The sequence below is a fragment of the Hymenobacter glacieicola genome (genome assembly GCF_014640315.1).
GTDB classification, from domain to species: Bacteria; Bacteroidota; Bacteroidia; order Cytophagales; family Hymenobacteraceae; genus Hymenobacter; species Hymenobacter glacieicola.
In genome coordinates, this window is record NZ_BMGS01000004.1 from 53,851 (window position 1) to 67,212 (window position 13,362).

General features: G+C 58.7%; 11 protein-coding genes and 1 tRNA gene. 10 read left to right on the forward strand and 2 right to left on the reverse strand.

The window, feature by feature from the left end; all coding sequences use genetic code 11:
- The first annotated feature begins 100 nt into the window (after nt 1-100).
- The 6 genes from IEW18_RS08255 (at nt 101) to IEW18_RS08280 (ending at nt 5,875) form a co-directional block, all read left to right on the forward strand.
- Nucleotides 101-2,398, forward strand: a complete 2,298-nt coding sequence (locus IEW18_RS08255) for a glycoside hydrolase family 3 C-terminal domain-containing protein (protein WP_229728654.1) — start codon at nt 101-103, stop codon at nt 2,396-2,398.
- A gap of 197 nt (nt 2,399-2,595) precedes the next feature.
- Nucleotides 2,596-3,372, forward strand: coding sequence for a TatD family hydrolase (locus tag IEW18_RS08260; protein WP_188557369.1), 777 nt, complete (start codon nt 2,596-2,598; stop codon nt 3,370-3,372).
- 103 nt (nt 3,373-3,475) lie between these two features.
- Nucleotides 3,476-4,537: an asparaginase gene (locus IEW18_RS08265; RefSeq protein ID WP_229728655.1), complete on the forward strand. Its 1,062-nt coding sequence runs from the start codon at nt 3,476-3,478 to the stop codon at nt 4,535-4,537.
- Between the two features lie 68 nt (nt 4,538-4,605).
- Nucleotides 4,606-4,693: transfer RNA gene (locus IEW18_RS08270), tRNA-Ser, on the forward strand.
- Nucleotides 4,694-4,936: 243 nt separating this feature from the next.
- On the forward strand, nt 4,937-5,386 hold the full coding sequence (locus tag IEW18_RS08275; protein ID WP_505670729.1) for a lipocalin family protein: 450 nt from the start codon (nt 4,937-4,939) through the stop codon (nt 5,384-5,386).
- Between the two features lie 111 nt (nt 5,387-5,497).
- Nucleotides 5,498-5,875, forward strand: a complete 378-nt coding sequence (locus tag IEW18_RS08280) for a hypothetical protein (protein ID WP_188557371.1) — start codon at nt 5,498-5,500, stop codon at nt 5,873-5,875.
- Between the two features lie 224 nt (nt 5,876-6,099).
- Here the strand turns inward: IEW18_RS08280 and IEW18_RS08285 are convergent, their stop codons facing one another.
- Entirely contained in the window at nt 6,100-6,393 is a 294-nt protein-coding gene (locus IEW18_RS08285; protein ID WP_188557372.1) for a hypothetical protein, read from the reverse strand.
- A gap of 403 nt (nt 6,394-6,796) precedes the next feature.
- Between IEW18_RS08285 and IEW18_RS08290 the strand changes: the two genes are divergently transcribed.
- The 4 genes from IEW18_RS08290 (at nt 6,797) to IEW18_RS08305 (ending at nt 11,646) form a co-directional block, all read left to right on the forward strand.
- Nucleotides 6,797-7,138: a hypothetical protein gene (locus IEW18_RS08290; protein WP_188557373.1), complete on the forward strand. Its 342-nt coding sequence runs from the start codon at nt 6,797-6,799 to the stop codon at nt 7,136-7,138.
- A 393-nt stretch (nt 7,139-7,531) separates the two neighbouring features.
- Nucleotides 7,532-8,182: a (2Fe-2S)-binding protein gene (locus IEW18_RS08295; protein WP_188557374.1), complete on the forward strand. Its 651-nt coding sequence runs from the start codon at nt 7,532-7,534 to the stop codon at nt 8,180-8,182.
- A 4-nt stretch (nt 8,183-8,186) separates the two neighbouring features.
- Nucleotides 8,187-9,170 carry an FAD binding domain-containing protein gene (locus IEW18_RS08300; RefSeq protein ID WP_188557375.1) on the forward strand — a complete coding sequence of 328 codons (984 nt, stop codon included), beginning with the start codon at nt 8,187-8,189 and terminating at the stop codon, nt 9,168-9,170.
- Between the two features lie 136 nt (nt 9,171-9,306).
- Entirely contained in the window at nt 9,307-11,646 is a 2,340-nt protein-coding gene (locus tag IEW18_RS08305; protein WP_188557376.1) for a xanthine dehydrogenase family protein molybdopterin-binding subunit, read from the forward strand.
- Nucleotides 11,647-11,767: 121 nt separating this feature from the next.
- Here the strand turns inward: IEW18_RS08305 and IEW18_RS08310 are convergent, their stop codons facing one another.
- A complete protein-coding gene (locus tag IEW18_RS08310; protein WP_188557377.1) occupies nt 11,768-13,270 on the reverse strand; it encodes a S8 family peptidase in 1,503 nt (500 codons plus the stop codon).
- Between the last annotated feature and the right edge of the window lie 92 nt (nt 13,271-13,362).

The window sequence follows — 13,362 nt, forward strand, 5'->3', positions numbered from 1 at the left end:
AAGAAGGCATGATATTCCCGTTTCGCCGGGACCAACCCGCGGCCTACGCCTGTTGGCCCGCCTTCCCGCTGTTACTTTCCACCGCGCGTTTTTTAGCTCTATGTTCCTCTCATTTCCATCCTGCTCCCGGGCCCTGCTCCTGGCGGCCCTGTTCTGCGCTACTACCCCGTTAGCTTCGGCCCAATCCAACGCCAGTGCCCGCCCCGCTACTTCGGCGGCGAAGGGCACGGCGGCTGGCACCAACCGCCAGCAGGCCCTGATGGGCAACGAGGCCAAAATCGACCAGTTGCTCAAAAAGCTGACGCTGGAAGAAAAGATTGCCATGATTCATGCTACCTCCTCCTTCAACTCGGGGGGAGTGAAGCGCCTGGGCATTCCGGAAATAGTTACCTCCGACGGTCCGCACGGCGTGCGCCTGGAGCACGGCCGCGACTGGAAGCCCGACGAAGGCGTAAACGATTCGGGTACTTACCTGCCCACCGGCAACACGCTGGCTTCTACCTGGAACCCCGCGCTGGGCTATGCCTTCGGCTCGGTGCTGGGTAGTGAGGCGGCCTTCCGGGGCAAAGACATTATTCTGGGGCCTGGCATCAACATCGTGCGCACGCCCCTGAATGGCCGCAACTTCGAGTACCTGAGCGAGGACCCCTACCTCGTGTCGAAGATGGTGGTGGGCTACATCCGCGGGGTGCAGGACCAGGGCGTATCGGCCAGCGTAAAGCACTACGCCGCCAACAACCAGGAAGAGCACCGCAACGACGTGGACGTGTACATGAGCGAGCGGGCCCTGCGCGAAATCTACTTGCCGGGCTTCCAAGCCGCTATTCAAGAGGGCGGGGCCCATACCCTAATGGGCTCCTACAACAAGTTTCGGGGCCAATACGCCACCCACAACGCCTACCTCATGAACGACATTCTAAAGGGGGAATGGGGTTTCAAGGGGTTGGTCATCAGTGACTGGGGCTCGGTGCATGACACGCAGGAAGGCCTGCGCAACGGCACCGACCTGGAAATGGGTACTGACCTTTCCCTGATGTACAACAGCGTGGATCAGACGGCCAGCCAGGTGAAACAAGAGGATATGCCGAGCCTTTATGATCGGTTTTTCTTTGGTAAACCGGCCCTGGAAGCGGTGAAAAAGGATAAGTCTTTGGAGCCGCTGCTCGATGACAAAGTGCGCCGCATTCTGCGCGTGATGTACGCCACCAACATGCTGGATAGGGCCAAGCGCAAGCCCGGCGCCTACAACACTCCCGAGCACCAGGCCACGGCCCGCAAAGTAGCCGAAGAAGGCATTGTCCTGCTCAAAAACGACGGCAACATCCTACCCCTCAAGAAAACAGCGAAGTCCTTTGCCGTTATCGGGGCCAACGCTACCCGTGAAAATGCCCTGGGCGGCGGCAGCTCCCAAGTGAAGGCCAAGTATGAAATTACGCCGCTCCAGGGCCTGCAGAAAGCCCTGGGTTCCCAGGCCACCATCACCTACGCCCCTGGCTACAAAATTGCCCGCAACCAAAAGGCTGATCCGCAGCTGATTGAGCAGGCCGTAGCCGCCGCCAAAGCCGCCGACGTGGCCATCATCGTGGGCGGCTCCACGCACGGCTACGACTATAAAGTGTGGTCGGATAACGCCTACGACGCGGAAGGGTACGACAAGCCCGACATGAAAATGCCCTTCGGGCAGGACGAGCTGATTCAGGCCGTGCTGAAGGCTAACCCCAATACGGTGGTAGTGCTTCTGGGCGGCGGGCCGATTGACGTGTCGGCGTGGGCCGGGCAGGCCAAGGGTATTGTGGAGGCCTGGTACCCCGGCATGGAAGGCGGCAACGCCCTGGCCAGCATCCTGTTTGGCGACGTAAACCCCTCGGGCAAGCTGCCTTTCACCTTCCCCGTGAAGCTGGAAGACTCGCCGGCCCATAAGCTGGGCGAGTACCCCAGCACCCCCGGCAACCCCCTGAAGCAGACGTATAAAGACGATATTTTCGTGGGGTACCGCTACTTCGATACCTACAAGGTAGCCCCGCAATTCGCCTTTGGCCACGGCCTGAGCTATACCTCCTTCGACTACGGCAAACTTACCGTGCAGCCCGGCAAGCAATCCGCTACCGTCAAGCTCACGGTGCGTAACTCCGGCAAGGTGGCAGGCGCCGAAGTGGTGCAGCTCTACGTGCAGGATGAGCAGGCCAGCGTGAAGCGCCCCGAAAAGGAGCTAAAGGCTTTCGAAAAGGTATTCCTGAAGCCCGGCGAGTCGAAAACCCTGACCCTCAACCTGGGCCCCGAGGCCTTCCGCTACTACGATGAGGCCAAAAAGCAGTGGGTGCTGGAACCTGGCAGCTTCAAGCTGCTAGTCGGCAGTTCTTCCCGCGACATCCGCCAGACCGGAGAAGTGAAGTTGTAACTTGGGCGGGATGTAGATGTGAAAACGAATGAGGCAGTAGAGCTGTCATACTGTAAGTAAAAAAGCCCGTCCTCCTGAGCCTAGCAAAGGAGGACGGGCTTTTTCTGTGCCTTACCTAGCCCCGCCGCTGGGGTACCGTTCGGGCAGGATGCCACTCCTAGGCCCACACAAAGTCACGATTTCGCCACCTTTGCGGCATGCAACTTTCTGATTCGCACGCCCACGTTTACTCCGAGCAGTTTAAGCCCGACCAGGATGGGATGCTGCTGCGCGCCTTTGAGGCCGGAGTCCGGACCATCTTCATGCCCAACATCGACCACGCCAGCATTGACCCCATGCTGGAAGTGGAAGCCAAATATCCTACCCAGTGCTTTGCCCAGATGGGCCTGCACCCCTGCCACGTTACCCGCCAGTTTGAAAAGGAGCTGTACGAGGTAGAAACCTGGCTGAACCGCCGGCCCTTCGCCGCAGTGGGGGAGTGCGGCATCGATTTGTACTGGGATAAAACCCACCTTGCGGAGCAGCAGGAGGCCCTGCGCATTCAGGTCGACTTAGCCAAAAAGCACAATTTGCCCCTGGTGCTGCATACCCGCGAGGCCTTCCGCGAAGCCGCTGATATTGTTACGGCGGCCCAGGACGGCTCCTTGCGCGGGGTGTTTCACTGCTTTTCCGGCACCCGCGAAGAAGCGGAAGAAGTGATTCGGTTGGGCTTCAAGCTGGGCATCGGTGGCGTGGCCACCTTCAAGAACGGCGGCCTCGATAGGGTGCTGCCCGGTATTGGTCTGGAGCACCTGCTGCTGGAAACCGACTGCCCCTACCTGGCGCCCATTCCGCACCGGGGCAAGCGCAACGAGCCCGCGTACTTGCCCTTAGTAGCCCGCCGGGTAGCCGAAATCCTGGGCAAAGACCCCGAGGAAGTAGCCGAGGCTACCACCCGCAACACCTTGACCCTGTTTGGGGAGGTAGCAGGCTAATGAGCTTCGTAGCGCCGCACGAAGCCTGAACGACGTTTCCTAACTTGTCGGCCCGTTCAGCTTGTTCGTCAGTTGCCCTTTTACCACCCAAGCCATCCGCCCGTTGTCTACTCCTGCGCTTCCAGCCCCCGATAAACCTGAAACGGCCATTCTGGTCATTTATACCGGCGGCACCGTCGGGATGACGTACAACCGGCGCGGGGAGCTGGTGCCCATGAACTTTGAGCAGATTCGGAAGAAAATGCCCGAGTTGCGTCAGCTCAACATGCGGGTGGAAGTCACCAACCTCGGTGAGCCCATCGACTCCAGCAACGTGACCGTGCAGGACTGGCTGCGGCTGGCGGCCCTCATTGAGGAAAAGTACGCCCACTATGACGGCTTCGTGGTGCTACACGGCACCGATACCATGGCGTACTCGGCGGCGGCGCTGAGCTTCCTGCTTGAAAACCTGGGTAAGGCAGTGGTGTTTACCGGCGCTCAGGTGCCCGTGGGCCGCATCCGGACTGACGCCCGGCGCAACTTAGTAACGGCCCTGGAAATGGCGGCGGCCCGCCACCCTATGGTAGGCACCGTGCGCGTACCGGAGGTGTGTGTTTTTTTTAATGACCTGTTAATCAGAGGTAACCGGGCCAAAAAAGTCGAGAGCCAACAGTATAATGCCTTCCGCTCCGAGAATTATCCGCCCTTGGCCCGGGCTGGCATAGAGCTGGATTTCAACGACAAGCAGATTCGGTTGCTACCCGCGGCCCCCTTGCGCGCCCACCAGCACCTCGACGAGCAGGTGACCATTCTGCGTCTGTTCCCGGGCCTGACAGAGCGCATGTTGCGGGTGCAGCTGGAAGCCGACGGGCTGCGCGGCTGCGTACTTGAAACCTATGGCTCCGGCAACGCCCCCACGGCCCCCTGGTTTCTCAAGGCCCTGCGCGACGCAACGGACCGGGGCATATTTCTGCTGAATGTAAGCCAGTGTGAGGAAGGCCGGGTGATGCAGGGCCGCTATGAAACCAGCGCCTACCTTACCGACCTGGGCGTTATCGGCGGCGACGACATAACGGTAGAAGCAGCCATAACCAAGCTTATGTTCGTGCTGGGCCTCAAGCAGAAACCCGCCGTTACCCGCCAGTTGCTTACCCAAGACCTGCGCGGCGAAATCACCATAATCTGAGCTTTACCGCCGCAGGGCTTGCGTATCCCGAAAATCGGGTGTTATTTTGCGCCACTTCCCCGCATCCTAGAGAGGTGTCCGAGTGGTTGAAGGAGCACGCCTGGAAAGTGTGTATGGGTCTAAAGCTCATCGTGGGTTCGAATCCCATCCTCTCTGCTAAAACCGCATTTCTATTTCAGAAATGCGGTTTTTATTTTTTTAAGGGGTAGGGCTGGGCTGTCTATTGACGCTATTTCTGGCCGGCCGGCGGGCTGGATGAGGAGTACTGCCTGTGAAAGCAAATCTTTACTCACTGGTAAGCAATGAGAAGGCACTAAAGTATGCTACCCCGATAACGGCAGTATCAGTAGTATAATGAAGTAGAGTATCTTCGTACCGGTTTCACTTACCTGTTTTTTTATGCGTACTCGCCTACTGTCTTATGTATTTCTGCTGCTCTCCGCTGGGGCTACTGTTAGCTGTTTAGACAAGGACAAGGAAGAAGTTACTCCCGTTAAACCAGAGCCATTAAAAGACTTAGTAGGTCGTTGGGACGTAAGAACAATGCAAACAACTACATACGACGCGAGTGGCGTCGTTACTTCTAAATCGGACGTGCTGAATGTGCCGGATGGCTACTACACCATCTTTAAAGCTGATAAAACCTTCGAGCGATACCAGGATAGCAAATTAGCTCTTACTGGAACCTATAGCTACACTAACACTACCCTTACGAATACCTCTAGCCAGAATCAGGCTACGCAGCAGATTACTACTTTTACGGATACCAATCTGGTGCTGGTGAATGACTCTCGTCGCGAAGGACGAGGAACTGGGACCGTTGAAGTGCTAACGCTCCGAAAGCACTAAGCTGCACTTGTTGCGTGCTCTATGCCCACCTGGGCTTTCAGATAGGAAATAAACTCTGCAATGCCCACGTCTTTGTTATTCCGCTGCCTTATCCTACTGCTTAGTATCAGTTTGCTTAGCTGCTCTAAAGACAAGCCGGCGCCAGTCCCGGCCGCAAAATTGGCTGGGCGTTGGGACTCCCAATCTGTTCATATAACCCTGTACAACAAAGATGGCGGCGTCATTTATGATGAACCAAACGCGGCTGGACAGCGGGAAGCCTACCTCATCTTCCGGGAAGACAAAAGTTATGATTCCATTACAGACGATATTCTCAGCTGGAGTGGCACTTACAGCTGGCACGACAGTAGCCTGACGCTGGTAAACCCTATTCAGGGCACCATGACGTTCATTATTGAAATTCTGTCGCCCACTGAGCTTATTATTTTGAGCGACAGGCGAGTGGGGAAAGAGGGCGGAATCACCCGATCAAAGTTTATCCGGCATTAGTTAGGTGACTTTCCGACGGGCGCAGTAGTCAATGAGCCTGTCGGATGTAGCGAAGGGAAAAACGCTGCAACCCTTACTGAACGTGCTGGAAGAGTACATATTTAGAGCAAGAACTGAAAGCCTGCCTGAATCTACAGCCTGACCCGTGCGGCTTGTTTTCTTGCAACATAGTTTGCCTCCTCACATAAGAACATCATAGCCCATTTAAGCTAGCGTCTTTTGATTTACACCGTCACGCTTTCCTCAATGGCTTCGGCTATATCAATTTCTTCTAGGGGAGGGACGGGCGCAAAACGGGATTCGTGAAAATTGGCTTCCGGGAATCCAGGGGCTACTCCGGCATTATTGATTTCAGCCAGGGTAATGCCGTAGCCGCGGTGCGTGTCGTAGACGCCGCGCACCGTGTAAATAGGTCCGCGTTTGGGCGTCTGAATATTGGGGTTCTGCACCAACAACAGGGTGAAATCATCATTCGTACAGATAACTTCCTGCCCAGGGTGAAATAGTGGGGGTTTCATACCCAAAGATACGCGTACACCTCGGCTGTGGCTTCATCTTCCACTTGGTTTAAGCCAGGAGTAACCTGCATACGTTTACCGTGACACCCGCCACCGAATTGCTACTGCCTAAAGGCAAAAAAGGGGCGCGACGTAGCGAATCGTTATCAAGGCTCTACCACTACTTATTGTCTTCAGCTATAAGGCCTTAACCCAAGCGTTTTGACAATGGCGTTGCGTGCTAAATGTTTGCGCCTACATTTTGACCAGGGTGGTATGCTCTAGCGGGTAGAGTAGCCGCAAAAAGTCGTTTCCGAAAAGTATTTTATTGCTATTTATTATCGTTTTTGAAATATGCTGCGTATACGCACCCTACTAGGCTGACTCTCTGCCTGAATTCTATTTCTCACTTAACCTCCTTCCTATGAAACAGACGCAGATTTCCTCCTGGTCCGTCCGCTTATTCACGGTACTATTCTGCGCCGGCGCCGCGCTGTCCTCCTGTTCCAGCACCAGCACCGATTCTCCCTCGGGCACTGATGCTACCACCAGCGGCTCCACTTCGGGCTCCACAACTACCGGTACTACCTCTGGCAGCACCAGCGGCTCTACTACCATGGGCTCTACCAGCGGTAGCACTACTACAGGTACAAGCACGGGCACTACCGCCGGCAACACCACAGGTACCACATCGGGTACTACTACCGGCACTACCTCTGGCTCAACTACATCCGGCTCTACTACTTCCGGTACCACAACCCGCTAGTAGCCGCTTTTTGTCAAAGCACATCTTTCAGGCCGAAATCTGCAGCTCGCGGATTTCGGCCTGTTGCGTGAAGTAAGTCCAGTAAAATTTTCCCTTCGCCTCTCGGTAGTTACCCGCCGTTGTAGCCCAGCATGTGCGGCTACTTTCAGTCTATCATCCGTAGTAGTTGGTAGGTACTGGATTGTAGATCAGGCTGCTAATGCGCCCCTGCCCCGGGTGCGGACCTATGTAGGTACCTGAACAATACGCAGAGCATAACGTATAGGCAAGTCAGGCCTGAGGCCGCCTCGAGTACTACGTGTTGTGGTTGAGCCCTGCAGGCTGGCACCGTAGGAAGCGGTGGTTTTCTTCTCCGGTTGGTGTGTGGTGTGCGCTTTTCAACTATCTACTTCTATGTCGACATTTCCTTCCCCCGATAACCCGGGTGGGCTTCCACCCCAGGAGCCCCGGCCCGACGATGGTTCACGCCGCTCGTTTATGAAGCAGGCCGGTGGCATCCTGGGCCTAGCCCTGGCTCCGCCGCTGGTAGCCCAGGCCGAACGCCTGACGGCCTACTCCAAAACGGTTGAGGGGGTGTCCGCCATCAAACTTAAAGTCAATGGCACAGTGCACACCATTCAGGCCGAGCCCCGGGTAAGTCTGCTTGACGCCCTGCGCGAGTACCTGGATTTGACCGGCACTAAGAAAGGCTGCGACCATGGGCAGTGCGGGGCCTGCACCGTGCACGTAGACGGCAAGCGCACCCTGGCTTGCCTCAGCTTAGCCATCATGACCCAGGGCAAGGAAGTAACCACGATTGAAGGGCTGGCGCAGGGCGAGCAACTGCACCCCATGCAGGAGGCATTTTTAAAGCACGACGGCCTGCAGTGCGGCTACTGCACCCCGGGCCAAATCATGTCGGCCGTGGCCTGCGTGCGGGAAGGCCACGCCGGCTCCGAGGCGGAAATCCGGGAGTATATGAGCGGCAACCTTTGCCGCTGCGGGGCCTACCCCAACATTGTTGCTGCCGTGCGCGAAGTGGCCGGCCAATCTGCCAAAGGCTAATTCCATGAACAACTTCAGCTACACCCAGGCCGGCTCGGCCAAAGAAGCCACTGCCCGGCGCAAAACCACGCCCCAGGCGGCCTACATTGCCGGCGGCACCACGCTACTGGACCTGATGAAGGCGGGCTTGGAAGAACACCCTCAGCTCATCGATATCAACCCGCTGCCTTTCACTGGTATCGAGCAAACCTCGGACGGGCTGCGCATTGGGGCCCTGGCGCGTATGAGCGAGGTAGGCGAGCATGCGCTGCTGAAGCAGCAGATGCCGGCCGTGTCGGAGTCCTTGCTGCTGGCGGCCTCGCCGCAGCTGCGCAACATGGCCAGCATTGGGGGCAACATATTGCAGCGCACCCGTTGCGGCTACTTCCGCGACCCGGCCTTTCCTTGCAACAAGCGCGTGCCCGGCTCGGGCTGCCCGGCTCTGGACGGAGACAACCACAACCTGGCTATTCTGGGCGTGAGTGAGAGTTGCATTGCTACTTCTTATCCCGGTGACCTTTCGGTGGCCCTGGTAGCTTTTGATGCCGTGCTTACGCTGCAAAACGCCAAAGGCAAGCAGCGCCAGCTGCCCCTGAACGACTTCTACCTGCTACCCGGCACTACCCCACAAAGGGAAACGGTGCTGGAGCCCGGCGAGCTGATTGTGGCCGTTACCGTGCCCGTGGCGGCCCACACGCAGCGTTCTACTTATCTGAAAGTGCGCGAGCGGGCCAGCTATGCCTATGCTTTGGCTTCGGCGGCCGTGGGCCTGGACGTGCAGGCCGGCACTATTCGCGCGGCCCGCGTGGCCTTGGGTGGGGTAGGGGCCCAGCCCTGGCGCAGCCGGGAGGCAGAACAGGTCCTGACCGGCCAGCCCGCCACCGAAGCCACTTTCCGGGCGGCCGCCGCCGCGGCCCTGCGCGGGGCCCAGCCCCGGGAGCACAACCGCTACAAAGTGGAGCTGGCCCAGAATACCCTCGTGCAGGCCTTGCGGAAAGTGGCCGGGTAGTACTCCCCGCATTCCTCTGCCAGATTCGCTGAATACTGCCACCAGGCACCTTTACTTTCAACAACGCTGAGCAAGGTTACGGCTTTCCTACGTCCTGCTGAAGCGTTGTTTTATCCGCACGTAGCCCTACCTTCTTATGGATACCGAACCTACTTTTTTTGATACCAACCCCACGGCTGGCTCAGTGGGGCAACCCCTGGACCGGGTAGACGGTCGGGCCAAGGTAACGGGCCAGGCCCGCTACTCGGCTGAGTTTAACAGCTTGCCGGGGCTGGTGCACGCCGTGCTCAAAACCAGTGACGTAGCCAAGGGCCGCATCCAGAGCATCGATACCCGTGCGGCTCTTAAGGAACCGGGCGTGGTGGCCGTTCTCACCCACCAGAATCTGCCTAAGCTGGCCAAAACGCCCAACGATGCCGACGGCAAAAAGGCCATTGGTGCCCCCATGGGGTTTTTGCCCCTCACCTCGGACCAAGTGCACTACGCCGGTCAGCCGGTAGCTATTATTGTGGCCGATACCTTGGAGCGCGCCCAGCACGCGGCCACGCTGGTGCAGGTACATATTACTGCCGAAAAGCCATTGGCTTCCTACACTGATCCGCGCGCCGAGCTGTTTGACCCCCAAAAGGTGCAAGATGGCAAGACCCCGGGCCACACCGTGCGCGGCAACCCCAAAGCGGCCTTCGCGGCGGCTCCGGTGCAGCTCACGCATACCTACGTGCACGCCATCAACCACCACAACCCCATGGAGCCGGGCGCTACCACCGCCCACTGGGAGGCCCCCGACCGGCTGACGGTTTATGAATCGACGCAGGGCGTGACCCGAACCCAAAAGGCGCTGAGTACCATGCTGGGCTTAGCTGCCGAGCAGGTCCGCGTAGTCACGAAGTACCTGGGCGGCGGTTTCGGGTGCAAGGGCTCCTCCTGGCCCCACACCATCCTGACGGTGCAGACGGCCAAGGCCGTGGGCCGGCCGGTGAAGCTGGCCCTCACTCGTCCGCAGATGTTTACCAGCATGGGCCACCGCGAAGACCAGACCCAGACCCTGAAAGTAGGTGCCACCAAGGAAGGCAAGCTCCTGGCCCTCATCCACGAAAAGACTTCTACTACCTCGCCCTGGGATAATTATGCCGAGCCGAACAGCCGCATTATCAACCTGCTTTACGCCTGCCCCAACTTCGAGGCCACGTACCAGCTGGCCCGGGCCGATGTGATGACCTCCACCTTCACGCGCGCCCCCGGCGAGGCTCCCGGCTCCTTCGCCATCGAGTGTTCCCTGGACGATCTGGCCTACCAGCTGGGCATTGATCCGCTGGAAATCCGGCTGCGCAACTACGCCGAGAAAGACCACAGCACCGGTAAACCCTGGTCGAGCAAGAGCCTGAAGCAGTGCTACGCGCGCGGGGCTGAGCTCTTTGGCTGGAGCAAGCGCAACCCCCAGGCTGGCGCCACCCGCGACGGGCGGCTGCTGGTGGGCTGGGGCATGGCCACGGCTTCTTATCCCGTGCACAACAACCAAGGCACCGCTCGGGTCCGCCTGTATGCCGACGGCCACGCGCTGGTGCAAACCGGCGCCACCGACCTGGGCACGGGCACTTATACCGTCATGACCCAGGTAGCGGCCGATGCCCTGTGGCTCAGCCCGGACAAAGTGCGCTTTGAGCTAGGCGACACCAAGCTGCCCACGGCCCCCAACTCGGGCGGCTCAGTGGCGGCGGGCACCGTGTCGTCGTCTATCTACATGGCCGCTCAGGATGTGTGGCAGCGGCTTATTAAGCTGGCCGTGGCCGATAAAAAGTCGCCGCTGTTCCGGGCCAAGCCCGCCGACGTGGTGGTAGAAAACGGCCGCTTGGCCCTCAAGGCCGACAAAACCAAAGGCGAGGACTTTGCTACCCTAATGAAGCGCAACGAAACCGCCGACATGGAGGGCACCGGCAACGGCAAGTACGGCGCCGGCTACGAGTCGGGGCTGGCGGCAGGCCCTGCCAACTCCGGCCACCAGGACGATATGGCGGGCCATTCCATGCATTCCTTCGGGGCGCACTTCTGCGAGGTGAAAGTAGACCCTGAGCTGGGCACCGTGCGCGTTACGCGCTGGGTGAGCGTGCACGGGGCAGGCCGCATCCTGAACGCCAAAACGGCCCGCAGCCAGATTATCGGCGGCAGCATCTTCGGCATTGGCTCGGCCCTGATGGAGGCCACCACCCGCGACCAGAACTTCTCCCGCTACACCAACGCCACCCTCGCCGACTACCACATTCCAGTCAACGCCGACATTCCCGACATGACGGTAGAATTCGTGGAGGAACACGACCCTTACATCAACGCCATGGGCGTGAAAGGTATCGGGGAAATTTCGATGGTAGGCGTAGCGGCGGCCGTGGCCAACGCCGTGTTTCACGCCACCGGCAAACGCATCCGCAGCCTGCCCATCACGCCTGACAAAGTCTTGGAAACCAAAATGGTGCAGGCGTAAGGCCAGCAGGTTGCTGACCGAAGAGCCTTGAAGTCAACCTGGCAATGCAACAAAAAGGCCGTTCCCAGCTGGGAACGGCCTTTTTGTTGACACGTAAAGCAGGTAAAAAGCTGCCTGGAGCCTAGTTGGCAGGCTGGGTTACCGCCCGGTAGGCATTCACGCGGCCGTAGCCGTAGTATGGGTCGCGGCCGGGTTTGCCGAGGTCATCAGCCGAGGCGCGCATGGCGGCCCGAACCTGAGTGGGATCCATCTGGCCCCCGTTTTTGCCCACGAGAAGCGCCGCCACACCGGCCGCGTGCGGGCCCGCCATGCTCGTGCCCGCCGACCAGCTATAGCGGCCCAGGCTGGTGCAGCTAAACACCATGTCGAAGGCGAAGGCGTACTGGCGCACGCCCGCTACCGTCACAATTTCGTTGCCCGGGTATTCCGCGTCGCCGCCGGGAGCAGCAAAGGTTACGTCGGAGGTGCCGTAGTTGGTGTAGGAGGCTACCCGGTCGAGGGAGGTAGAAGGATTCAGAGCCCAGCCCAAAGGACCGGTAGCCGAAATCGAAATAACGTTGGTAGCGCCCGAGGGGATGTGCACCAGATCCTGGTCGCGCTGGCCGTTGTTGGCGTCGTTACCAGCCGAGGCAATTACCGTTACTCCGTTCTTGGTAGCGTAGGTAGTGGCCTTGCTGATGGCTACCAGCAGCTCCTGAATTTCCTTGGTTTCGTTTACCCAGGTATCGTCGGAGGTATCATTGGGCGTACCATTGTCGTCGCGGAACTTGCTGTTGCGCGGAATAGCGGCGCCCAGGCTCATGTTAATTACGTCGGCCTGCTTTGATACGGCGTAGTAAATGCCCTGAATCATCCAGGAGAAGGAGCCTGAGCCACTATCACGCAGCACTTTCACCAGCAGCAGCTTGGCATCCGGTGCCACGCCAATCACGCCGATGTTGTTGTCGACGGCGGCAATGGTGCCAGCCGTGTGCGTGCCGTGGCTAAAGCCGGCGCCCACAAACTGGGCCTTTTCGCCAGTCACAAACGACTCAGCACCCACAATGTTGGCTCTCAGGTCGGGGTGGTTTAAGTCGAAGCCACCATCCAGTACGGCTACCAGCGCGCCCTGGCCGCGGGCCCCGGTGTTCCAGGCTTCGGGAGCCTGAATGGCCGTGTGGCCCCACTGCAGCGGAAAAAACCGGTCGTTGTCGCCGGAGCTGGCTGGGTTGGTATTATCAGCATCCTGCACGGCCTCTACCCCGCGGGCGGCTTCGGGATTGTACCCCTGAAAGCTAAAGTCATGAATAACGGAACGCACACCCGCAATCCGGCCGGCTTTAGCCGCGAAGTCGGGGTCCGTGGAAGTAGCCAGGGCCAGGCCGGCGCCGGGCAACTGCTCGGTAATGGTACCGTTGGCCGCCTGGGTCTGGCTCACCAAATCGGTGGGCAGCTGATCCGTAGAGGAGAGGATGATATACTGGTGGCTGCGGCGCACTACCGTCTCGGAGCTGGCAGTAGCGGCGCTGCTAAGGCTATTCTGGGGCTCGGCCACCCGAATGTCTTCCTTGCTGCACCCAGCTAATAGAACGAGGCCGAGGCTCAATAAAGAAAAGGAACGAAACGTTGTGGATGATTTTAACATGAAGTAGTAGTTAAGTGGGATAGTAAATTGGTAATACTAATTGAGACTATTGGTAGTATCCAGCGAATAAATAAAATTTTACACATAGAGTA

Excerpts from the sequence above, each read along its gene's own strand:
- IEW18_RS08275 (WP_505670729.1), top strand. The coding sequence starts at position 4,937 with ATGCGTACTCGCCTACTGTCTTATGTATTTCTGCTGCTCTCCGCTGGG.
- IEW18_RS08290 (WP_188557373.1), top strand. The coding sequence starts at position 6,797 with ATGAAACAGACGCAGATTTCCTCCTGGTCCGTCCGCTTATTCACGGTA.
- IEW18_RS08295 (WP_188557374.1), top strand. The coding sequence starts at position 7,532 with ATGTCGACATTTCCTTCCCCCGATAACCCGGGTGGGCTTCCACCCCAG.
- IEW18_RS08310 (WP_188557377.1), bottom strand. The coding sequence starts at position 13,270 with ATGTTAAAATCATCCACAACGTTTCGTTCCTTTTCTTTATTGAGCCTC.
- IEW18_RS08305 (WP_188557376.1), top strand. The coding sequence starts at position 9,307 with ATGGATACCGAACCTACTTTTTTTGATACCAACCCCACGGCTGGCTCA.
- IEW18_RS08255 (WP_229728654.1), top strand. The coding sequence starts at position 101 with ATGTTCCTCTCATTTCCATCCTGCTCCCGGGCCCTGCTCCTGGCGGCC.
- IEW18_RS08300 (WP_188557375.1), top strand. The coding sequence starts at position 8,187 with ATGAACAACTTCAGCTACACCCAGGCCGGCTCGGCCAAAGAAGCCACT.
- IEW18_RS08285 (WP_188557372.1), bottom strand. The coding sequence starts at position 6,393 with ATGAAACCCCCACTATTTCACCCTGGGCAGGAAGTTATCTGTACGAAT.
- IEW18_RS08260 (WP_188557369.1), top strand. The coding sequence starts at position 2,596 with ATGCAACTTTCTGATTCGCACGCCCACGTTTACTCCGAGCAGTTTAAG.